The sequence below is a fragment of the Micromonospora sp. R77 genome (assembly GCF_022747945.1).
Classification (GTDB): Bacteria; Actinomycetota; Actinomycetes; order Mycobacteriales; family Micromonosporaceae; genus Micromonospora.
In genome coordinates this window covers 5282184-5304266 of record NZ_JALDST010000001.1, presented here as the reverse complement: position 1 = coordinate 5304266, position 22083 = coordinate 5282184, and the positions used below count along the sequence as shown (strand labels likewise).

Annotated in this window: 10 protein-coding genes and 6 pseudogenes; 7 read left to right on the top strand and 9 right to left on the bottom strand. The window is 74.9% G+C overall.

Going from position 1 to position 22083, the window contains the following annotated elements:
* Positions 1–334: 334 nt before the first annotated feature.
* Both MRQ36_RS24865 and MRQ36_RS24860 read right to left on the bottom strand, forming a co-directional pair.
* A pseudogene (locus MRQ36_RS24865) lies at positions 335–5998 on the bottom strand (type I polyketide synthase); the annotation flags it as partial.
* Positions 5999–6033: 35 nt separating this feature from the next.
* Positions 6034–7410: an NDP-hexose 2,3-dehydratase family protein gene (locus MRQ36_RS24860; protein ID WP_242799180.1), complete on the bottom strand. Its 1377-nt coding sequence runs from the start codon at positions 7408–7410 to the stop codon at positions 6034–6036.
* 256 nt (positions 7411–7666) lie between these two features.
* On the opposite strand from MRQ36_RS24860, the gene MRQ36_RS24855 reads away from it, so the two are divergent.
* The 6 genes from MRQ36_RS24855 (at position 7667) to MRQ36_RS24830 (ending at position 13339) form a co-directional block, all read left to right on the top strand.
* Positions 7667–8422 (top strand): thioesterase II family protein, encoded by a 756-nt coding sequence (locus MRQ36_RS24855; protein ID WP_242799179.1) that lies wholly within the window; start codon positions 7667–7669, stop codon positions 8420–8422.
* Positions 8423–8491: 69 nt separating this feature from the next.
* Complete coding sequence (locus MRQ36_RS24850; RefSeq protein ID WP_242799178.1) at positions 8492–9718, top strand: macrolide family glycosyltransferase; 1227 nt, start codon at positions 8492–8494, stop codon at positions 9716–9718.
* Positions 9718–10719 carry an ATP-binding cassette domain-containing protein gene (locus MRQ36_RS24845; protein ID WP_242799177.1) on the top strand — a complete coding sequence of 334 codons (1002 nt, stop codon included), beginning with the start codon at positions 9718–9720 and terminating at the stop codon, positions 10717–10719. Before MRQ36_RS24850 ends, MRQ36_RS24845 begins: the two co-directional genes overlap by 1 nt.
* Complete coding sequence (locus tag MRQ36_RS24840) at positions 10716–11519, top strand: ABC transporter permease (protein WP_242799176.1); 804 nt, start codon at positions 10716–10718, stop codon at positions 11517–11519. The genes MRQ36_RS24845 and MRQ36_RS24840 overlap by 4 nt, the downstream gene beginning before the upstream one ends.
* Before the next feature lie 100 nt (positions 11520–11619).
* Positions 11620–12840: an aminotransferase class I/II-fold pyridoxal phosphate-dependent enzyme gene (locus tag MRQ36_RS24835; protein ID WP_242799175.1), complete on the top strand. Its 1221-nt coding sequence runs from the start codon at positions 11620–11622 to the stop codon at positions 12838–12840.
* Positions 12841–12907: 67 nt separating this feature from the next.
* Positions 12908–13339 (top strand): FdtA/QdtA family cupin domain-containing protein, encoded by a 432-nt coding sequence (locus MRQ36_RS24830; RefSeq protein WP_242799174.1) that lies wholly within the window; start codon positions 12908–12910, stop codon positions 13337–13339.
* Here MRQ36_RS24830 and MRQ36_RS24825 read toward each other — a convergent pair.
* A complete protein-coding gene (locus MRQ36_RS24825; RefSeq protein WP_242799173.1) occupies positions 13312–14565 on the bottom strand; it encodes an alpha/beta hydrolase in 1254 nt (417 codons plus the stop codon). The genes MRQ36_RS24830 and MRQ36_RS24825 overlap by 28 nt on opposite strands.
* A 169-nt stretch (positions 14566–14734) precedes the next feature.
* Between MRQ36_RS24825 and MRQ36_RS24820 the strand changes: the two genes are divergently transcribed.
* Positions 14735–15682 carry an acyltransferase domain-containing protein gene (locus MRQ36_RS24820; protein WP_242799172.1) on the top strand — a complete coding sequence of 316 codons (948 nt, stop codon included), beginning with the start codon at positions 14735–14737 and terminating at the stop codon, positions 15680–15682.
* A 68-nt stretch (positions 15683–15750) separates the two neighbouring features.
* Here the strand turns inward: MRQ36_RS24820 and MRQ36_RS34570 are convergent.
* From MRQ36_RS34570 to MRQ36_RS24805, 6 genes and pseudogenes are all read right to left on the bottom strand, one after another.
* Positions 15751–16374: pseudogene (locus tag MRQ36_RS34570) on the bottom strand (alpha/beta fold hydrolase); the annotation flags it as partial.
* A 338-nt stretch (positions 16375–16712) separates the two neighbouring features.
* A pseudogene (locus tag MRQ36_RS34565) lies at positions 16713–16820 on the bottom strand (acyl carrier protein); the annotation flags it as partial.
* 424 nt (positions 16821–17244) lie between these two features.
* A pseudogene (locus tag MRQ36_RS34560) lies at positions 17245–17436 on the bottom strand (ketoreductase domain-containing protein); the annotation flags it as partial.
* A 362-nt stretch (positions 17437–17798) separates the two neighbouring features.
* Positions 17799–18074 (bottom strand): annotated as a pseudogene (locus tag MRQ36_RS34555) (hypothetical protein); the annotation flags it as partial.
* 48 nt (positions 18075–18122) lie between these two features.
* Positions 18123–18593, bottom strand: coding sequence for a polyketide synthase dehydratase domain-containing protein (locus MRQ36_RS34550; RefSeq protein WP_374250702.1), 471 nt, complete (start codon positions 18591–18593; stop codon positions 18123–18125).
* 314 nt (positions 18594–18907) lie between these two features.
* Positions 18908–21985 (bottom strand): annotated as a pseudogene (locus tag MRQ36_RS24805) (beta-ketoacyl synthase N-terminal-like domain-containing protein); the annotation flags it as partial.
* Positions 21986–22083: the final 98 nt, after the last annotated feature.

Below are 22083 nucleotides of genomic sequence, written 5' to 3'. Positions count from 1 at the left end.
AGGTCGGCGACCGCCGCCACCGGGTCGTCCGGCCCGTCGAGGGCGAGCAGGGAGAGCACCCCGGCGGGGTACGTCCGGCCAGCGCGGGGCGAGCGCGGCGGCGCGGACGCGTCGTCGGGCAGGGCACCGGCACCACGTCGGCGCCGTGCTCGCGCAGCGCGGCGAGCACGTCGGCGTACCGGGTCGAGGCGGCGGTCCGGGTGCCGGCCAGCACCAGCCACTCGCCGTTCAGCAGCGGGCCGGTGCCGGTGGCGACGGGCTGCCAGGCCACGTCGTACCGCCAGTCAGGGGTGACGGCGGTCGGGGCGGCGGTGGTGGTGGGCGACGGGGTCCACCAGTAGCGCTGGCGCTGGAACGGGTAGGTGGGCAGCGCCACCAGGCGGGGGTGGCGGCCGGTGAACGCGTCGTCCGGTTCGACGCCGTGCGCGTACACCTGGGCCAGGGACGCCCGGAAGCGGCCGGGACCGCCGTCGTCACGGCGCAGCGACCCGACGGCGACGCCGTCGCGGGCGTCGGCGTGCTCCAGCGTCTCCCCTACTGCGCTGGTGAGCGTGGGGTGCGGGCTGACCTCGACGAAGATCCGGTGTCCGGCCTCGGCGAGCAGCGCGGTGGTCTCGTCGAAGCGGACCGTGCCGCGCAGGTTGCGGTACCAGTAGTCGGCGTCGAGCTCGGTGCCGTCGAGCGGGCCCGCGGTGACGGTGGACCAGAAGGGCACCTCGGCCCGGCGCGGCCGGACCGGGGCGAGCAGCTCGGCCAGGTCCGCGCGGAGCGACTCGACCTGCGCGGAGTGCGAGGCGTAGTCGACCGGTACGGCGCGGGCGTGCAGGTCCGCGGCGGCGCACTCGGCGAGCAGGCCGTTCACCGCGTCGGTGTCGCCGGAGACGACCACCGAGCGCGGCCCGTTGGTGGCCGCCACCGAGATCCGACCGTCCCAGCGGGCGATGAGGTCGCGGACCGTCCCGACCGGGGCGAGGACGGAGGCCATCGTGCCCTGCCCGGCCAGCGTGGTCCGCAGCGCCCGGCTGCGCAGCGCCACCACCCGGGCGGCGTCGCGCAGGCTGAGCGCGCCGGCCACGCAGGCGGCGGCGATCTCGCCCTGGGAGTGACCGAGCACGGCGGCGGGACGGACGCCGTGCGACTGCCAGAGCGCGGCGAGGGCGACCATGGTGGCGAAGAGCGCGGGCTGCACCACGTCGACCCGGTCCAGGGTGGGCGCGCCGGCCACCCCGCGCAGCACGTCGGTCAGCGACCAGTCGACGAACTCGGCCAGGGCACGTTCGCAGTCGGCGATCCGGTCGGCGAAGACCGGTTCGGTGTCGAGCAGCTCGCCGGCCATGCCCGGCCACTGCCCGCCCTGGCCGGGGAAGACGAAGACGACGCGGTCGTCGCCGGCGGCCCGCCCGTACGCCAGTGCGGGCGTCTCGCCGCCGTCGGCGAGCACGGCCAGGGTGCGGTCGAGGTCGTCCCGCCCGGCGGCGAGGAACGCGGCCCGCCGGTCGAACCGGGCCCGGCCGACCGCGAGGGTGTACGCCAGGTCGACCGGCCGGACGTCGTCGTCGCGCAGCCGGGCGCGCAGCGGCCCGGCCTGCGCGGCCAGCGCCTCCGGGGTACGCGCGGAGAGCAGGTACGGCAGCGGCCGGTCGTCCCCGGCGGTCCCCGGGTCGGCGGTGGCCGCGTCGGCCCCGGTGGCTCCGGTGGCCTCGGCGAGGATGACGTGCGCGTTGGTGCCGCTCACCCCGAACGCGGAGACCCCGGCCCGGCGGGGTCGCGCCCCGGCCGGCCAGGGGCGGGCCTCGGTGAGCAGCCGGACGGTCCCGGCCGACCAGTCCACGTGGGACGACGGCGGGTCGGCGTGCAGGCTGCGCGGCAGCAGGCCACGGCGCAGCGACTCGACCATCTTGATGACGCCGGCCAGGCCGGCGGCGGCCTGGGTGTGGCCGATGTTGGTCTTGAGGGAGCCGAGCCAGAGCGGCTGGTCGGGGGTGCGGTCGCGGCCGTACACCTCGATCAGCGCGCCGGCCTCGATCGGGTCGCCGAGGACGGTGCCGGTGCCGTGCGCCTCGACCGCGTCCACGTCGGCGGGGCGCAGCGCGGCGTCGGCCAGCGCCTGCCGGATCACCCGCTGCTGGGACAACCCGTTCGGGGCGGTCAACCCGTTGCTGGCCCCGTCGGAGTTGACCGCCGTGCCGGCCAGGACGGCGAGTACCGGGTGCCCGTTGCGGCGGGCGTCGCTCAGCCGTTCCAGCACGAGGGTGCCGACGCCCTCGCCCCAGCCGGTGCCGTCGGCCTGGTCGGAGAACGCCTTGACCCGTCCGTCGGGGGCGAGGCCGCGCTGCCGGCTGAACTCGACGAAGATGCCGGGGCGGGCCATCACGGTCGCCGCGCCGGCCAGGGCGAGCCCGCACTCCCCCGAGCGCAGCGAGCGGACCGCCAGGTGGACGGCGACCAGCGCGGCGGAGCAGGCCGTGTCGACGGTCAGCGCCGGCCCCTCCAGCCCCAGCACGTACGCGATCCGGCCGGACATGGTGCTGCCGGTGGTTCCGGTGAGCAGGTAGCCCTCCAGCCCGTCGGACGCCTCGTGCATGCGCGGGCCGTACTCCTGCGCCATCGCGCCGACGAAGACCCCGGTACGGCTGCCGGCGAGCCGGGACGGGTCGATGCCGGCCCGTTCCAGGGCCTCCCAGGTGGTCTCCAGCAGCAGCCGCTGCTGGGGGTCCATGGCCAGCGCCTCGCGGGGGCTGATCCCGAAGAACTCCGGGTCGAAGTCGCCGGCGTCGTGCAGGAAGCCGCCCTGGGCGACGGTGGAGCCGCCGGGGCGGTCCGGGTCGGCGAGCAGCCGCGACAGGTCCCAGCCCCGGTCGGTGGGGAACGGCGAGACGGCGTCGGTGCCGGCGTCGAGCAGGTCCCAGAGCTGGTCGGGTGAGTGCACCCCGCCGGGGAGCCGGCAGCCCATGCCGACGATCGCGATCGGCTCGTCGGCGGCCACCGGCCGCTGGGCCGGCGCTACCGGGGCCGGCACGGGGGTCACCGGTGTGGTGTCGACCAGGGTGTCCAGGTGGTCGGCGAGCCGGGCCGCGGTGGGGTGGTCGAAGAGGACGGTGGCCGGCAGGGTGACGCCGAGGGCCGTACCGAGCCGGTGGCGCAGCCGCAGCGCGGACTGCGAGTCGACGCCGAGTTCCCGCAGCGCGGTGCGGGCCGGGACGGCGGTGGCGTCGCCGTGGCCGAGGATCGCCGCGGCGTGGGCCCGGACCAGGTCGAGCAGGATCCGGCGGCGTTCGGCCGGTGCGGCGGCGGCGAGCCGGGCGCGGGCGCTGCCCGGGTCCGCCTCGACGGCGGTGGGTTCCGGGGCGACCGTGTCGAACCAGTGCCGCTGCCGGTGGAAGGCGTAGGTGGGCAGGTCGACACCCGGGCGGGGTCCGCCGACGGCGGCGGTCCAGTCCACGTCGACGCCGTGGACCCACACCTCGGCGAGGTTGGCCAGCAGGCGGTCGAGGTCACCGTCGTCGCGGCGCAGCGTGCCGGTGACCACGACCGGCTCGTCGCGGACCGGTTCGACGGTCTCGGCGATGGCGCTGGTGAGCACCGGATGGGCGGAGACCTCGACGAAGACGCCGTGACCCTCGTCGGCGAGCCGGGCGACGGCGTCGGCGAAGCGGACGGGCTCACGCAGGTTCCGGAACCAGTACCCGGCGTCCATTGTGGTGTCGTACTCGCCGGTGACGGTGGAGAGCAGCGGCACCTCGGGTGCCCGCGGGGTGACGTCGGCGAGTTCGGTGGCGAGCCGGTCGGCGAGGGTGTCCATCGCCGCCGAGTGCGACGCGTAGTCCACCGCGATCCGCCGGGCCCGCACCCCGGTCCGCTCGCACTCGGCGAGGACCTCCTCGACGGCGGCGATCTCACCGGAGATCACCACCTGGGACGGGCTGTTCACCGCCGCGATCCCGATCCGGCCCACCGGGTCCGCCCGGTTCGCGGGGTCCTCCGTCGCCGACCGCTCAACGTGCGTCGTGAGCAGCGTCCGTACCTGGTCCACGGGCATCCGCAGCGATGCCATCGCACCGCTACCGGCGCTCAGCTCGGCGACGGCCCGGGACCGGGCCACCACGATCCGCAGCCCGTCCGACAGCGACAGGACACCGGCCACGCAGGCAGCGGCGACCTCACCCTGCGAGTGGCCGACCACCGCCGCCGGGCGCACCCCGTAGGAGCGCCACACCGCCGCCAGGCTCACCATCACCACGAACGACGCCGGCTGCACCACGTCCACCCGGTCCAACGACACCGCGCCCGGACTGCCGCGCAGCACATCGACGACCGACCAGTCCACCAGGTCCGACAGGACCGCCGCGCACTCGGCCACCGACTCCGCGAAGACCGGCGACGAGTCGAGCAGCGCACCGCCCATGCCGAGCCACTGGGCGCCCTGACCGGGGAACACGAACACCGTCCGACCCACCGGACCGGCCACCCCCGACACCACATTCGCCGCCGGCTCACCCTGGGCAAGGGCCGCCAGACCTGCCGCGTGGTCACCGACCACCACCGCACGCTGCTCGAACCGGGCCCGCGCCGACGCCAGGGACCACGCCACGTCCGCCGGATCGGCGATGCCGACCAGGGGACGCAGCGCGGACGCCTGACCGCGCAGGGCGGGCGCGGAGCGGGCGGAGAGCAGCCACGGCAGCACCGCCGGGGCGGGCCCGGCCGGGGTCGGCTCGGTGCGGGTGGGTGGCTCGGCGAGGACCAGGTGGCAGTTGGTGCCGCCCATGCCGAAGGCGCTGACCCCGGCGACCCGGGGGCCGTCGGTGGCGGGCCACTCGGTCAGCTCGCGGACCACCCGCAGGTTCAGCTCCGACAGGGGAATGTCGGGGTGGGGCCGCTCGTGGTGCAGGGTCGCCGGGATCCGCCGGTGGGCCAGCGCCAGCACCGCCTTGACCAGGCCGGTGATGCCGGCGGCGCCCTCCAGGTGGCCGAGGTTCGTCTTGACCGAGCCGACCAGCAGCGGACGGGACGGGTCGCGGACGACACCGAGCGCGGCGCCGAGCGCGGCGGCCTCGATCGGGTCGCCGACCGGGGTGCCGGTGCCGTGCAGTTCGACGTACTGGGCGGCGTCCGGTGGCAGGCCGGCCGACGCGTACGCCTGCCGGAGCAGGTCCGTCTGCGCCTGCCGGCTGGGCACCGCGATGCCTGCGGTGGTGCCGTCGTGGTTGACCGCCCCACCGAGCAGCACCGCGTGCACCCGGTCGCCGGCCGCCACCGCGTCGGAGAGCAGCTTCAGCACCACCACCGCGCCGCCCTCGCCCCGGACGAAGCCGTTGGCGCGGGCGTCGAAGGTGTGGCAGCGACCGTCCGGGGAGAGCCCGCCGAACTCCTCGGCGATGGCGCCGGTCTCCCGGGCCAGGTTGAGGTTGACGCCGCCGGCCAGGGCCAGGCTGCTCTCGCCGCGGCGCAGGCTGTGCACGGCGTGGTGCACCGCGACCAGGGACGACGCCTGTCCCGCGTCGATGACCAGGCTCGGCCCGTGCAGGCCGAGGACGTGCGACACCCGGTTCGCGATGACGCCCCGGCTCACGCCGGGCATCGCGTGCTGGTTGGCGGCGGTGGCGCCGCCCCGGTTGAGCAGGGTGGCGTAGTCGTCGCGCATCGCGCCGACGAAGACGCCGGTGGCGGTGTGCCGCAGGTCGTCGGGGACGATCCGGGCGTCCTCCAGCGCCTCCCAGGCCAGCTCGAGGGCGAGGCGCTGCTGCGGGTCGAGGACGGCCGCCGCCCGGGGGGTGATGCCGAAGAACCCGGCGTCGAACCGGTCGACGTCGTCGAGGAAGCCGCCCCAGCGGCCACCGACCGGCTCGCGGCCGGCGGGCACCTCGGTGACGGCGTCGGTCCCGTCGGCCAGCAGTCGCCAGAACGCCGCCGGGTCGGGTGCGCCGGGCAGCCGGCAGGAGAGCCCGACGATCGCGATCGGCTCCGGCCGGGAGCCCGCTGGCACGTCCACGGTCATCGTGTTGCCTTTCCCCTCACCCACGTCTGCGCCGGTCAGTCCACACAGGCGCGCAGGCAGGCGATCAGGCTGCGCGCCTGGACGTTGAGGTAGTGGCGGTGCCGCAGCAGCCAGCTGAGCTGGGGCAGGGTCGCCCAGCGGAAACCGTCCGGCTCCCGCTCCGGGTAGTCGTCGCCGACCTCGATGATCAGGTAGCGGCTGCGGGAGTGGTGGAACCGGCCGCCCTCCTCGGACAGCTCCGCGTCGTACAGCACCCGGCCGGCGGCGCGGACCCGGTCCAGGTCGCGCAGCTGGTCCCGGATCAGTCCGGGCAGGTGGGCGTGGTTCTCCGGGGTGCCCTGCACGGTCGGGGAGAGTTCGATGGCGTCGACGTAGCCGGGTTCGATCCGAGCCCGCAGCAGCGCGTGCAGCACCCCGCCGATCCGCTTCACCAGCAGGGCGGACACCCCCACGCCGTGCGGCTCGATCAGCGGCTGGGTCCAGCCGGACACCTCGCGGCTGTCGGCCCGGACGTCGACGGCGATGACCTGGAAGAAGCAGCCGCGCTCGTGCGAGATGGCCCAGTCCGACCGGTGCCAGGCGGGCAGGCCGGCGAGGCCCACGACCCGGGTGTCGACGTCGTGCAGGGCCTGGTGGGTGGTGATCCAGTGCAGCAGTTCGGTGCCGGTGTGCACGCCGGCGTCCGGGGCGGGACCCGGCAGGCAGGACAGCACGGTCCGGGCGTCCATGTTGACCCGGTGGTCGATCCGCAGCTGGCGCTGCACCTGGCCGAGGGTCAGCCAGCAGAAGTCCTCGCCGGCCGCCACCTCGGCGCCCACCTCGATGATCATGTTGCGGTTGCGCTTGCGGTAGAACCAGGCGCCCTGCTCGGACTGGAGCACGTCGGCGAGCACCCGGTCCGGGGCCACCTCGCGGAACAGTTCGACGTACGGCACGCCCCGGCCCCGGTGCACACCGGTGTAGTTGCTCTTGGTGGCCTGCACCGTCGGCGAGAGCTGGATCCCGCTCGGGTTGCCCGGCTCGACCTTGGCCTGCATCAGCAGGTGCAGGACGCCGTCGATCTCGCGCACCACGATGCCGAGCAGACCGATCTCGGCCTGCCGGATGATCGGCTGCCACCACTCCCGTACCGGGCCGTCGTCGACCCGGACGTGCAGCCCCACCACGGAGAAGAAGCGACCGCTGTCGTGCACCAGGTTGCCGGTGCCATCGGCGAACGACCAGCCGCGCAGCTCGGCGAAGGGGATCCGGGTGACCTGCTGCACCTGCGCGGCCTGCCGGTCGGCGAACCACTTCTCGAACTGCTCGTTGCTGGTGGCCACCCCGTCGACCGCCTGCGCCGACCAGGCCAACCGCTGGTGGAGGTGAGAAGCGTCGCGGCGGAGAACGCCGGCTCCGGTGGTACGCGACATCAGGTCCCTCTCCGGTTCGTGAGTCGTCTCCACGGTCGAGGCGACCGGCTGGCGACCCGGGGCGGTGTCCCAGGTGACCACGACCGGCGCGGCCGGCCTAGACAGGGCGGGCGCACTCTAGGGGTTCACTCAGACCCGCAGGTGAGGCCGTCGGGGATGGACACACGACGAATTTCCCTAGACTGCCGAGCCGGTAGCGGCGGCCGGGGCCGCAGCGCCGACATGCTGGCCGTGCTCGCGGACGAGAGAGGGCAGCATGATTGACACCGATTCCTGGATCCGGCGGTTCTTCCCGAGCCCCCGGGCGGAGTTCCAGCTGATCTGCCTGCCCCACGCGGGAGGCTCGGCGCCGTTCTACCGCCCGGTGGCGCAGGCGCTCAGCCCCCGCGTGGAAGCGCTCGCCGTGCAGTACCCGGGCCGGCAGGACCGCCGCCACGAGCCGATGATCGACAGCATCGGCGAGTTGGCCGACCGGGTCGCCGAGGCGGTCCGCCCGGCCGTCGACCGGCCGTTCGCGATCTTCGGGCACAGCATGGGCGCGACCCTGGCGTACGAGGTGGGGGTGCGGCTGGAGGCGACCGGGCACCGCCCCGAGCGGCTGTTCGTGTCGGGCCGGCGGGCCCCGTCGGCGCACCGCGACGAGCGGGTGCACCTGAGCGACGACGCCGGGCTGATCGCCGAGCTGCGTACCCTCGCCGGCACCGACCAGCGGGTGTTCGGCGACGACGAACTGCTGCGCATGGTGCTGCCGGCGATCCGCAACGACTACCGGGCGGCGGAGACGTACCGGCACACCGGCGGGCCACGGCTGGGCTGCCCGGTGCTCGCGCTGACCGGCGACCGCGACCCGAAGGCCACCCACGACGAGGTGGCCGCCTGGCGGACGCACACCGACGGCGACTTCGAGCTGAAGACGTACCCCGGGGGGCACTTCTACCTGGTGGAGCACGCGGCGGACGTGATCCGGGTGATCGACGGCCGCCTGGGCGGCCCGGTCGCCGCCCGGCGCTGACCGGCGTTCGCAGTCCGCATCCCGCGCGGTGGCCCGGCCACCCGCCCAGCAGATAGGGGAGTCGCCACGATGAGCCACGTCGCGATCTTCATGTTCCCCGGCTTCGGGCACGTGAACCCGACCCTGGAGCTGAGCCGGCACCTGGTCGCGGCGGGCCATCGGGTGACGTACGTGGTGGAGGAGCAGCACACCGCGTCGGTGACGGCGGTGGGCGCGCGGGTGGTCGACTACCCCTGGCGGCGGGACGGCGGCGGGCACGGCGCGGTGTCCGGTGAGGACATCGGCGCGCTGGGCCTGGCCTTTCTGCGCGAGTCGATCGCGGTGATCCTGCCACGTGCCCTGGCCGCGTTCGAGACCGACGTGCCGGACCTGGTCCTCTACGACCTGGAGAGCTTCTTCACCGCCCGGACGGCCGCCCGCCGCTGGGGCCGCCCGACCGGACAGCTCTTTCCGTACGTGGCCACCAACGAACACTTCTCGCTGGCGCTGGCGGTCTTCGACGGTGCCGGTGAGCACGTACAGCAGTGCATCGACCTGGTGGCCGCGCAGCTCGCCGCCGAGGGCCGGGAGCCGGACGAGGTCTGGCCGCTGCTGGCCAACTTCGACCGACGGAACCTGGCACTGCTGCCCCGCGAGTTCCAGCCGCGTGGCGAGACGTTCGACAGCCGGTACACGTTCGTCGGTCACAGCTTCGCCACCGACCAGCCGGGCACCGGCTCGTGGGTCCGCCCGGCCGGCACCGGACCGGTGGCACTGATCACGCTGGGCACCGAGGTGAACGACCGGCCGGAGTTCTTCCGTACCTGCGGCACCGCGTTCGCGGACGGGCGCTGGCACGTGGTGCTGACGGTCGGGCCGGGGAACCTACCGGCCACCGGCTCCGACCTGGCGCACCTCGAGGTGCACGAGTGGCTGCCGTTCCGCGCCGTGCTGCCGCACGCGGCGGTCGTCGTGTGCCACGGCGGCATGGGCAGCGTGCTGGAGGCGCTCTTCTTCGGCCGGCCGCTGGTGATCGTCCCGCACACGCCGGAGCAGACGTTGAACGGCGCGCGCGTCGTCGAACTCGGGCTCGGCCGGGTGCTGTCGCGCGCGGAGTTCGGCGCGGAACGACTGCGGGCGACCGTGGAGGAGGTCGCCACCGATCCGCGGATCCGCGACCGGGTGGCCCGGATGCGCGAGGCCATGCTGGCCGCCGGTGGCCCGGCCCGGGCCGCCGAGGTGGTCGAGGGCTGGTTGCGGGAACGACCGGACGCCGCCTGGGCGCGGTCCGGCCATGGCGTCGAAGGGGTTCACTGATGAAGTACGCGTTCGAGACCGAGGGCCTGGTCAAGCGCTACGGCAAGGTCACCGCGCTGGACGGGCTGGACCTGCGGGCGAGCCCCGGCACCGTGCTCGGGGTGCTCGGCCCGAACGGCGCCGGGAAGACCACGGCGGTACGCATCCTCGCCTCGCTGATCAGGCCGGACTCGGGCACCGCACAGGTCGGCGGCTACGACGTGGTGCGGTACCCGCACGAGGTGCGCCGCATCATCGGCCTCACCGGCCAGTACGCCTCGGTGGACGCCGAACTCACCGGCAGCCAGAACCTGGTCATGGTGGGCTGCCTGCTGGGGATGTCCCGGGCCAAGGCCCGGCGCAAGGCGGCGGACCTGCTCGACCGGTTCGACCTGGCCGACGCCGGTGGGCGTAAGGCGAGCACGTACTCCGGTGGCATGCGCCGCCGGCTGGACCTGGCGGTCAGTCTGGTCGGCGACCCCGCGGTCCTCTTTCTCGACGAGCCGACCACCGGGCTGGACCCGCAGAGCCGCTTCCAGCTCTGGGACATCGTGCGCGACCTCGTCGCCACCGGGTCGACGGTGCTGCTCACCACGCAGTACCTCGACGAGGTGGACCGGCTCGCGGACGACATCGTGGTCATCGACAAGGGGATGGCCATCGCCTCCGGCACCTCCGCCGAGCTCAAGTCGAAGATCGACCAGCAGACCCTGGAGATCGTGCCCGCCGACGCGACGGCACTGGATCGTTCCTCGGCGATCGTCGAGGAACTCGCCGGTGCCCGACCGGTCCGCGAGGGCGACCGGCTGGTCCTCCAGGTCAACGACACCGGACTACCGGCGGCCGTGCTGCGCCGGCTGGACGAGGCGGGCATCGGCCTGGCCTCGTTGGCCCTGCGCCAGCCGAGCCTCGACGAGGTGTTCCTCTCCCTGACGGGCGGTCACCGCCGCCCGGCAGATGACTCCCCGGACCCGGACGACTCCCGGCCGGTCCACGACTCGACGGAAGGTGCGGCGGCATGAGCGCGATCGCGGAGGCGCCGGTACGGCACCCGCTCGGGCCGGTAATGGTGGTCCGCAACTGCCTGACCCTGGCCTGGCGCAACCTGACGCACCTGCGGTCCAACCCGGTGGAGATCATCGGTTTCGCCGTGGTGCAGCCGGTGATGGTGATCGTGCTGCTGGTGTACGTCTTCGGGGGCGCGATCTCCGGCGACTCGCACACCTACCTGCAGTACGCGCTGCCGGGACTGATCGCGCAGTCCGCCGTCCTGACGGTGCTCAGCAGCGGCGCCGGCCTCAACCAGGACATCACGAACGGGGTGTTCGACCGGTTGCGCAGCCTGCCGATCGCGCGTTCCGCCCCGCTGGTGGGTCACCTGGTCGGTGACCTGGTGCGCTTCTTCGGCGGCCTGGTCATGCTGCTGACCTGCGGAGTGCTCCAGGGCTTCGAGATCCGTACCGGACCGCTGCGGACGCTCGCCGCGCTCGCCCTCGCCGGCGCCTTCGGGATGGGGCTGGCCTGGATGTCGATGCTGATCGGTCTGCTCGCCAAGTCCGCCACCACGGTGCACCTGTTCAGCAGCGTGCTGCTCTTCCCGCTCACGTTCGGCAGCAACGTCTTCGTCAAGACCGACACCATGCCCGGCTGGCTCGCGGCATGGGCCGACGTCAACCCCATCTCCCACGAGGCCAGCGCGATGCGGGCGCTGATGTCCGGGGGTCGGGTCGGCAACTCCGTGTACTGGACACTCGGGTGGGCGCTCGGCCTCACCCTGGTGTTCGCGCCGCTGGCGATCCGGGCCTACCGACGCCGGATCTGACCACGCGGCGGTGCGTCGCAGGGCCCGCAACACCGCGCGCCGCGCCGACTTCGCTGACGAGCTCACGTGAGATACCCGCTCGTGCAGAAAGAGCGTTCGCATGAAGAATGGCATAGAGCACCTTGCCCTGTTCGGCGCTGCGCCCGCCTTCGCGGCGGGTCGGGTCGTCGGGCGGCCCAATCCGGTCGACCGAGAGCGGTTCCTGAGCCGGATGAACCAGGCCCTGGACCGCGAGTGGCTGTCCAACATGGGCCCGCTGATGTACGAATTCGAGGCGCGGGTGGCCGAACTGGCCGGGGTCCGGCACTGCGTCTCGGTGTGCAACGCCACCGTCGGCCTGCAACTGCTGATCGGCGACTCCGCCACCGGCGGCCGTCCCGGCGACGAGGTCATCGTTCCCGCGTTGACCTTCGCCGCCACCGCCCACGCGGTGTCCTGGCGCGGTCTCACCCCGGTGTTCTGCGAGGTCGACCCGGTCACCGGCCTGATCGACCCGGACCACGTGGAACGGCTGATCACGCCGCGTACCCGGGCGATCATCGGGGTGCACCTGTGGGGTCAGGTCTGCGACGCGACCCGGCTCGGCAAGATCGCCGAGAGTAACGGGATACGGCTGTACTTCGACGCCGCGCCCGCGGTGGGCTGCTCATCCGGTGACACGCCGGTCGGTGGGCTCGGTGACGCCGAGGTGTTCAGCTTCCACGCCACGAAGATCGTGCACAGCTTCGAGGGCGGCGCGGTGGTCACCGACGACGACGCCCTGGCCGCCCGACTGCAGGCCGCCCGCAACTTCGGCTTCGGCGCGGACGGCGCGGTGCACCTCGTCGGCACCAACGGCAAGCTGAGCGAGGCGTCGGCTGCGATGGGCCTGACCTCGCTGGAGACGCTCGACGAGCTGGTCGCCCGCAACCGGGCCACCTACCAGGAGTACCGCCGGGCCCTCGCCGGGATCCCCGGCGTGCGCGTGCTGGAGTTCGACGGCGCGAACCGCAACAACCACCACTACCTGATGGTCACCGTCACGGCGCAGGAGAGCGGCCTGCACCGGGACGTCCTGCTCGACGTCCTGCGGGCCGAGAACGTCGGGGCGCGGCCGTACTTCGCGCAGCCGCTGCACCTGATGCAGCCGTACCTCGGCCCGGACACCCGGCCCCTGCCGCACGCCGAGTCGCTCTGCGGGCGGCTGCTCGCCCTGCCCACCGGGCCGCAGGTGGACGCCGACGACGTCGCGGTGATCAGCGAAATCGTCCGTACCGCGGTGCGGCACGCGCCCGCCGTGGTGGCGCGGCACGCGGACGCCACAGGAGTGGCCCGCGAGTGACGGCGGGCGAGACGTCCCCGGCCCTGCACGGGACGGGTGGGACGGACCATTGACGAGAGAGGTGGCGATGGCGGCGAGCATCACCGGGACGGCGGTCGGCAGGACGAAACCCTGTCGACTCATCGACATCGAGCAGCACGCCGACGACCGGGGAAAACTCTCGGTCGTCGAGGGCGAGACGACCGTCGGGTTCCCGATCCGGCGGGTGTACTACCTGCACGGCATGCGTAGCGGCACCGAGCGGGGCGGGCACGCGCACCGAGCGCTGGAGCAGCTGATGATCGCCGCCCACGGCAGCTTCACCGTCCGCCTCGACGACGGCTTCCGGCAAGCCGAATACCGTCTGGACGACCCGGGGACGGGGCTGTACGTCGGGCCGATGGTCTGGCGGGATCTGGTCGGCTTCTCCGCCGACGGCGTCTGCCTGGTGCTGGCGTCCCAGCACTACGACGAGGCCGACTACTACCGGAACTACGACGACTTCCTGCGCGACGTGTGACCGGTGCGGGCGACCGGACCGACCTTCCCGGTCCGGTCGCCCTGCCCTTCGTGGGTGCTCTCGCGGTGCCCGGCCCGGGACGCCAGCACCCAGGCGGTGAAGGCTTCGACCCCGTCCACGACGGCGTCGAAGCGCAGGGAGTGGAACAGGTCGAACGCGTGCTGCGCGCCAGGCAGCTCGGCGTAGACCACCGGGTTCGCGGAGCGGTCGCGCAGCCGGGCGACGAACTCGCGCACCCCCTCGACGAGCACGACGGTGTCCCGGTCGCCGTGGGCGACGAAGAACGGTGGGGCGGCCGGTCCGACGTACGCCCCGGGCGCCGAGGGCAGTCGCTGGTCGGCGGCCAGCGGACCGTAGTAGCCGTAGAGGCAGACCGCGGCGGCGACCGACGTGTCGGCGTCGGCGAAGCCGGGCTGGAAGGCAGGGTCGTTCGGGGTGAGCGCGGCCGTCGCGGCGAGGTGGGCGCCGGCGGAGCTGCCCGCGACGACGATGGTATCCGGGTCACCGCCGTACTCGTGGGCGTGCGCGCGGGCCCAGGCGATCACCTTCTTGGCGTCCACCAGGTGGTCCGGGAACCCGACCTCGGGACGGAGGCGGTAGTTGGCGCTGACGCAGAGCCATCCCCGGCTGGCCAGCCGGTAGATCAGGGCGCGTGCCTCCCGGTTCTTCCGGCCGCTGACGAACCCGCCCCGGTGCAGGTGGATCAGGATCGGACCGTCGGCCGGCCGGGACCGGTGGCGGTAGACGTCGAGCAGGTTGCGGGTGCCGGCGTCGCCGTAGCGCAGGTCGGCGATCCGCTGCACGTCGTGTCGACGTACCGCGAACGGCGCCAGGAGGATCCGGACGATCGGGCGGTGCCGGCGCAGCCCGCGCAGGGCGGGGGCGCCCACGGTGTCCCGCCAGCCTGCGCCGAGGCCGTCGACCAACGCGTCGCGGACGGTCCGCGCGGCGCGCGCGCCCCGAACGGCGACGACCACCAGCCCGGTCGTCACCAGCCCGGCCAGCGCGACCACCGCGTAGCCGCCCGGCGGGTCGACGTCGCCCTCGACGAACGTGAACACGGTCGCCGCGAGCAACCAGTAGATCGCCAGGAACGGCAGCTCGTTGACGGCCAGTCCGAAGTAGAAGCTCATCCGGCCGACCGGCCACGGGCGGCGCGGCCCGGCGACCGCGAAGAACGTGAGCCAGGCGACGAACGCCACCGTCACGAGGTAACCGATCGGCATGAGCGGGACACTACCAACGCCTGCGCCACGTCGCCGGCAGCAGCGAACCGGCCCACCGGGCCGGCCGGCGGATCCGGCGGCCGGGGGACGTGAAGTCTGGGAGAGTCCCTCGACTGTCGTACCTAGCCTGGTCGGGACAGCGAAATCCGTTCCCAGTTGAGGTGGCGTCGTGGCCCTCGCGTCCGTGTTCGGCACGAACCTGTTCCGGTACGAGCCGGGCGGGGTGCTCGACTTCCATGCCGCGTACCCCCTGGTGCGGGAGTCCTTCGCCCAGGCCGCCGGCTGGACCGGGATCGACGTGGACCTCCTGCTGCGGCAGGACGGCGAGCACGTCGACCAGTCGGAGCAGATCCGGGTGGCGTCGATCGGGTTGGCCGCGGCGCAGCTCGGCATCCAGGACGTCCTCGTCGAGAAGGGGCTGCGACCGGCACTCGTCGGCGGGCTGAGCCTGGGCGGCCTGGTGGCCGCCTGCGTCGCCGGTGCGATCGGCCGGCGGGAGCTGATGGAGCTGCTGGCCCGGGGCGAGCACCGCCCGGAGCGGGACGACGCCGACCGGGCCGAGGGCATCGCCTCGGCGTACCTGCCGCCGGACGCCGACCCGGAGGCCGAGGTCGCCGGCTGCGACGGGATCAACGTCAGCGCCGATTTCGGCACCGACGCGGGCGGCCGGATCCGGATCGTGATGCTCAGCGGCTACCGGGACGCGCTGGAGAAGTACGCCGCCGAGCAGCCGGACGGCATGGTCACCGTCACCGAGGGGGCCGACCTCGCGGTGCACAGTCCGTTGCGGGAGGCGGCCCGGGAGCAGAGCCGCGCGCACATCGACGCGCTCACCTTCAGCGACCCGGTCCTGCCGGTCTGCTCCTGCCTGGAGCAGCGGACCCTGCGCACCGCCGGCGAGATCCGCGAGATGTTCGTGGACAACGTGGTAAAGCCCATCAGCGTGGTGCACGTGAGCCGGGAGATGAAGCGGCACGGCGCGCAGCTCGCCCTGGTGGTGGGCCCGTCCCCGGTCATGAACGCGCTGCGGTACCCGTTCCCGGCCGTGTTCGTGGATTCCCCGGCGGCGCTGCCGCAGGCTGTCGCCGCCGTCTTCGAGCACGGGGTCGCGCTCTGACCGTCGGCTGAGTCACCGGCCCGGCGGGGCGGGCGGTCCGTTTCCCCCGACCGCCCGCCCCGCCGGTGTCACCGGGCGGGGCGCGCCCCGACCCACCCCCGTACCGCCTGAGCGGTGGTGTCGGCGTGCGTCTCCAGCATGGTGAAGTGGTCCCCCGGCACGTCGACCATGGCGGCGGCGTCCGGCCAGGAGGTGCGCCAGTCCGTGCCGGCCGCGACCGAGGGCAGCGGCGACGCGGCCCGCACCAGCAGCGTGGGCACCGGCGGCGGGCCGGCCTCCCACCCCTCGAACAGCTCGAAGTACCAGGTCATCGCGGTCAGCCGGGGGAAGTCCATCCGGGCCAGCGCGTCCTCGCGGGCGTACATGCCGCCGACCAGGGCGTCGCGGAACGGGTTGAGCGGCGACTCCACCGCGGTCGGTGGGTAGGTGTCGATCAGCACCAGCGCCGCCGGGGGATGGCCCGCCGCCGCCTGCCGGGCCGCCACGTCGTATGCGAGCACCCCGCCGGACGAGGCGCCGACCAGGACGTACGGTCCGTCGCCGACGCACGCGGCGACCAGCGCGGACTGCACGTCGACGACGGTCGACCGGTCCGCCGGCAGTGGGTCGGTCGGGGCGAACCCGGGATTGGGCAGCGCCCACACCGTCCGTTCGCCCCGGAACTCGGCGGCGAGACGCACGTACTCGTGCACCCCGCCCCGGGCCACGTACGAGCTGAGACAGACCAGCGGGGTGTCCTCGCCGGAGCTGAGTCGTACCGGGGTGAGACCACGGGCGAGGTCGGCGACCGCGCCGGACGTCGGCCGCAGCCGGGCAGCGCCCCGCAGGAACGCGAAACCGGCCCCGGTACGGCCGGCGAGGCAGGCGTCCCGGAACAGCGCGCCGACCGTCTCGGTCGGGTCCACCTCGCCCACGGTGGTCGCGGTCTCGCCGAGCGCCGGCCCGTCGGCGGCGAGCGCCGCGCGCAGGTGCCGACGATCCGGCGCGGGGTGGGCTGGTCGAAGACCAGCGTGGGCGACAGCCGCAGCGCGGTCGCGGCACCGAGGCGGTTGCGCAGCTCCACCGCGGTCAGCGAGTCGAAGCCGGCGTCGCTGAGCAACTGGTCGGCGGTGACGCTGCCCGGTTCCGCGCCCAGCACCGTGCCGACCTCCCGGCACACCAGGTCGAACCAGGATCTCCTCCTGCTCCGCTCCGGGCCGCCCGGCCAACCGCTGCCGCAGGTCCGGCACGCTGGCGGCACCGGTGGCACCGGTGGCACCGGTGGCGGCGGTGCGACGGGTCGGCCGGCGCAGCAGGCCGCGCAGCAGCGGGCACCGCCTCCGGTTCGGCCGGCAGGGCGGTCGGGTCGAACGCCGCCGCGACCAGCACCGCCTCGTCCAGTTCCCGCGCCGCGTCGAAGAGCGCCGTCCCTGCTCGGGGCTGAGCGCGCGCATGCCGTCGCGGGCCATCCGGGCCCGGTCGGCGGCGGAGAGTGCGGCGGCCATGCCGTCGTCGTCCGGCCCGGACCACAGGCCCCAGGCCAGCGCGCGACCGGGCAGGCCCCGCGCGTGCCGGTGCCACATCAGCGCGTCGAGGAACGCGTTCCCGGCGGCGTAGTTGCCCTGGCCGGGGCCGCCCAGCACGCCGGCGACGGAGGAGAACACCACGAAGTCGGCCAGTTCGGTGTCGCGGGTCAGCTCGTGCAGGTGCAGCGCCGCGTCGACCTTCGGGCGCAGCACCCGGTCGACCCGGTCCGGGGTCAGCGACCCGATCACCCCGTCGTCGAGCAGCCCGGCGGCGTGCACCACCGCGGTCAGCGGCGGCGGTCCAGGCCGGCGAGGAGCGCGGCGAGGGCGTCCCGGTCGGCCGTGTCGCAGGCGGCGACGTCGACCCGGCGCCCGCCTCGGCGAGCTCGGCCACCAGCCGCCGCGCCGGGGCGTCCGGTCCCCGCCGGCCGAGCAGCAGCAGCCGGCGGGCACCCCGGTCCACCAGGTGCCGGGCGAAGATCCGGCCCAGCTGGCCGAGGCCGCCGGTGACCAGCACCACCCCGTCCGGGTCCAACGGCGGGGCGGGCCGGCCGGACACCACGCCGGCCGCGCGGGCCAGCCGACCGGCGCACCCGTACCGTGTCGGCGCGCAGGGCGAGCTGCTCGTGGCCGGCGGCGACGGCGGCGGCCACGGTGCGCCGCACCGCCCGGTCCGCGACCGGACCGGCGGCCGGGTCGAGGTCGACCAGGACGATCCGGCCCGGGTTCTCGGTCTGGGCGGACCGGACCAGCCCCCACACCGCGGCGTGGGTCAGGTCGGGTACGTCGGCGTCGGGTCGGACCCGGACCGCGCCGCGGGTGGCGACCACCAGCCTTGCGTCGCCGGTGCGCCCGTCGGCCAGCCAGCGCTGCACCCGGTCCAGCACGGCGGCTCGTCGCGGCGTGCACCGCGCCGGCCGACGGGACCGACCCGGTCACCCCGGGTCCGCAGGGCAGCAGGACGAACCCGGGCGGCGGGTCGTCGCCGCGCGGACCGGGCCAGCCGGGCAGGTCGGCGACGGCGGTCCCGTCGACCGCCCAGCGCCGGTCGTGGTCGCCGGCGGCACCGGCACGGCCGGCCAGTCGAGGTGGAACAGCGCGTCGCGGAGCGCCGCCGGCACGCCGCCGCCCGGCGTCGACGCGGCCGGTCGGGTACGCAGCACGCCCACGGTGACCACCGGCGCGCCACCCGCGTCGGTGGCGTGCAGGGTCACCGCGCCGTCGCCGAGCGGCCGCAGCCGCACCCGCAGCGTGGTCGCACCGGTGGCGTGCAGCCGTACGTCGTGCCAGGCGAACGGCAGCCGGGGACCGGCGTCGGGCTCCCCGGCCACGATGTCGGCGTGCAGGGCGGCGTCGAGCAGGGCCGGGTGCAGGCCGAAGCCCTCCGCCGTCCCGGGCAGGACCACCTCGGCGAAGAGTTCCCCGTCGCCCCGCCACAGCGCGCGCAGCCCTGGAACGCCGGGCCGTAGCCGTGCCCGCCGGCGGCCAGCCGGTCGTAGACGCCGTCGAGCGGCACCGCCTCGACGCCGGGCGGTGGCCAGGCGGTCAGCGGGTCGGGAGCCGGGGCCGGGGCGGACGGGTCGGTCGGCGCGGCGGCGAGCAGGCCGCTGGCGTGCCGGGTCCACGCGCTGTCCGCCTCCGCCCCGGCGTCCTCGGGGCAGGAGTGCACGGTGACCGGACGGCGGCCGGCGGCGTCCGGCCCGTCCACCCGCACCTGGATCCGGACGGCCGCCCCCTCGGGCAGCAGCAGCGGCGCCTCGACCAGCAGTTCGTCGAGGACGGTGGCGCCCACCTCGTCGCCGGCCCGGACGGCCAGTTCCACGAAGCCGGTGCCGGGGAAGAGCACGGTGCCGCTCATGGCGTGGTCGGCGAGCCACGGCTGGGCCTGCCGGCAGAGCCGGCCGGTGAGCAGCAGCCCGTCGGTGTCGGCGGGACGCACGGCCGCGCCGAGCAGGGCGTGCCCCACCGGACGCTGGCCGAGCGCCGCCGGGTCGTCGGCCCCGGCGCGGGCCCGCAGCCAGTACGGCTTGCGCTGGAAGGCGTACGTCGGCAGGTCGACCCGGCGGGCACCCGGGCCGGCGCAGACGGCGGCCCAGTCCAGCTCGACGCCGCTGGTGAACAGCTCGCCCAGCGCGGTGGCCAGGGCGCGCGGCTCGGTCAGGTCACGCCGCTGGGCGGCGACGAACGCCACCTCGTCGGGGTCGGCGTCGGCCAGGCAGTCCCGGGCCAGCGCGGTCAGCACGCCGTCGGGGCCGAGCTCCAGGAACACCCGGACACCGTCGTCGTACAGGGCCCGCACCCCGTCGGCGAACCGGACCGTCCGCCGGACGTGCCGCACCCAGTGGTCGGCGCCGCACACCTCCTCGGGCCGGACGAAGCCACCGGTCAGGTTGGACACCAGCGGGATGCGCGGCGGGGCGAAGGTGACCCGCTCGGCGACCTTGCGGAAGTCCTCCAGCATCGGGTCCATCAGGCCCGAGTGGAAGGCGTGCGAGACGCGCAGCGGGCGGGTCCGCCGGCCGGACCGTCCGACCTGGTCGGCGAGACGCAGCACGGCGTCCCGGTCACCGGCGATCACCACCGCCTCCGGGCCGTTCACCGCGGCGATGTCGACGTCGTCGGTGAGCAGCGCGCGGATCTCGTCCTCACCGGCCCGGACCGACACCATCGCCCCGTCGTCGGGCAGGGCCTGCATGAGCCGCCCCCGGGCGGCCACCAGTTCCGCCGCGTGCTCCAGGCTGAGCACCCCCGCCACGTGGGCGGCGGTGAGTTCGCCGACCGAGTGCCCGCCGACCGCGTCCGGGTGCAGCCCCCAGGAGGCGAGCAGCCGGAACAGCGCCACCTCGAACGCGAAGAGCGCCGCCTGGGTCCAGCCGGTCCGGTCCAGCAGGTCCGGCTCGTCCCGGACCACCTCGCGCAGCGGCCGGTCCAGGTGCCGGTCGAGGGCGGCGCAGACCTCGTCGTACGCCTCGGCGAAGGCCGGGTGGGCGGCGGCCAGCGCGTCGCCCATGCCGGGACGCTGCGCGCCCTGCCCGGTGAAGAGCACCGCGAGCCGCCCGTCGCGGACCCGGCCGGTGCGGACGCGGGCGAAGTCGCCGCCCACCACGGCGGCCCGGTGCGGCAGCCGGGCCCGCCCGGTGGCCAGCGAGTACGCCACGTCCACCGGGTCGAGTCCGGTGGCCGCGCCGGCCAGCCGGTCGAGTTGGGCGTGCAACGCGGGCTCGCTCTTCGCCGACAGCAGCCACGGCACGGCGGTCGGGTCGGCGGCGGGCGGCGCGGGCGGCGGGTCGGTCTCCGGCGGCGCCTGTTCGAGGACGAGGTGGGCGTTGGTGCCGCTGACCCCGAACGAGGACACCCCGGCCCGGCGCGGCCGGCCGGTCTCCGGCCAGGGACGCGCCCCGGTCAGCAGCCGGACCGCGCCCGCGGACCAGTCGACGTGCCCGGTGGGCTCGGTGACGTGCAACGTGCGTGGCAGCAGGCCGTGCCGCAGCGCCATCACCATCTTGATCACTCCGCCGACACCGGCGGCGGCCTGGGTGTGGCCGATGTTGGACTTCAGCGAGCCGAGCCAGAGCGGCAGGGTGGCGTCCCGGTCCCGGCCGTACGTGGCCAGCAGGGCCTGGGCCTCGATCGGGTCGCCGAGGGTGGTGCCGGTGCCGTGCGCCTCCACCGCGTCCACGTCGGCGGCGGTGAGCCCCGCCGCGGCCAGCGCCTGGCGGATCACCCGCTGCTGCGCGGGGCCGCTCGGCGCGGTCAGCCCGTTGCTGGCCCCGTCGGAGTTGACCGCGCTGCCCCGGATCACCGCCAGCACCGGGTGGCCGTTGCGGCGGGCGTCGCTCAGCCGTTCCAGCAGGACCAGTCCGGCGCCCTCGGCGAAGGCGGTGCCGTCGGCGGTGGCGGAGAAGGCCCGGCACCGGCCGCCCGGGGAGAGCGCCCGCTGCCGGCTGAACTCCACGAACGGCGCCGGGGTGGACATCACGGTGACCCCGCCGGCCAGGGCGAGGGTGCACTCCCCCGCGCGCAGCGACGCGGCGGCCAGGTGCAGCGCCACCAGCGACGACGAGCAGGCGGTGTCGACGGTGATCGCCGGTCCCTCCAGGCCGAAGCTGTAGGCGATCCGGCCGGAGGCGACGCTGCCGGCGCTGCCGTTGCCGAGGTAGCCCTCGACCCCGTCGGGCACCCGGTCGCCCACCCGGGTGCCGTAGTCGGAGAACATCACCCCGGCGAACACGCCGGTCCGGCTGCCCTTGACCGAGGTGGGGTCGATGCCGGCCCGTTCGAACGCCTCCCAGGCGCACTCCAGCAGCAGCCGCTGCTGCGGGTCGGTGGCCACCGCCTCGCGAGGGCTGATGCCGAAGTGGGCGGCGTCGAAGAGGTCGGCGTCGTACAGGAAGCCGCCCTCGGCGGCATAGCTGCGGCCGGCGCTGTCCGGGTCGGCGTCGAAGAGGTTGCCCAGGTCCCAGCCCCGGTCGGTGGGGAACGGCCCCAGCACGTCGCTCTCGTCGGCCACCAGCCGCCACAGGTCCTCGGCGGAGGTCACCCCACCCGGGTAGCGGCAGCCGACCGCCACCACGGCGACCGGTTCGTCGGTGGTCGCGGCCGGCGCGGCGGCCGGCTCGTCGGTGCCCGCCCCGAACAGTTCGGTGAGCAGGTGACCGACCACCGCGTCGGGGGTCGGGTAATCGAAGGCGAGGGTGGCCGGCAGCCGTACCCCGACGGCGGCGGAGAGGCGGTCGCGCAGCCGGACGGCGGTCATCGAGTCGAAGCCCAGGTCCTTGAACGCGGCGTCGGTGCCCACCCGGTCGGTCCCGTCGAGGCCGAGCACGGCGGTGATCTCGGCGCGGACCAGGTCCACCAGGATCCGGGTCCGGCCCGCAGGGTCGGCGGCGGCCAGCC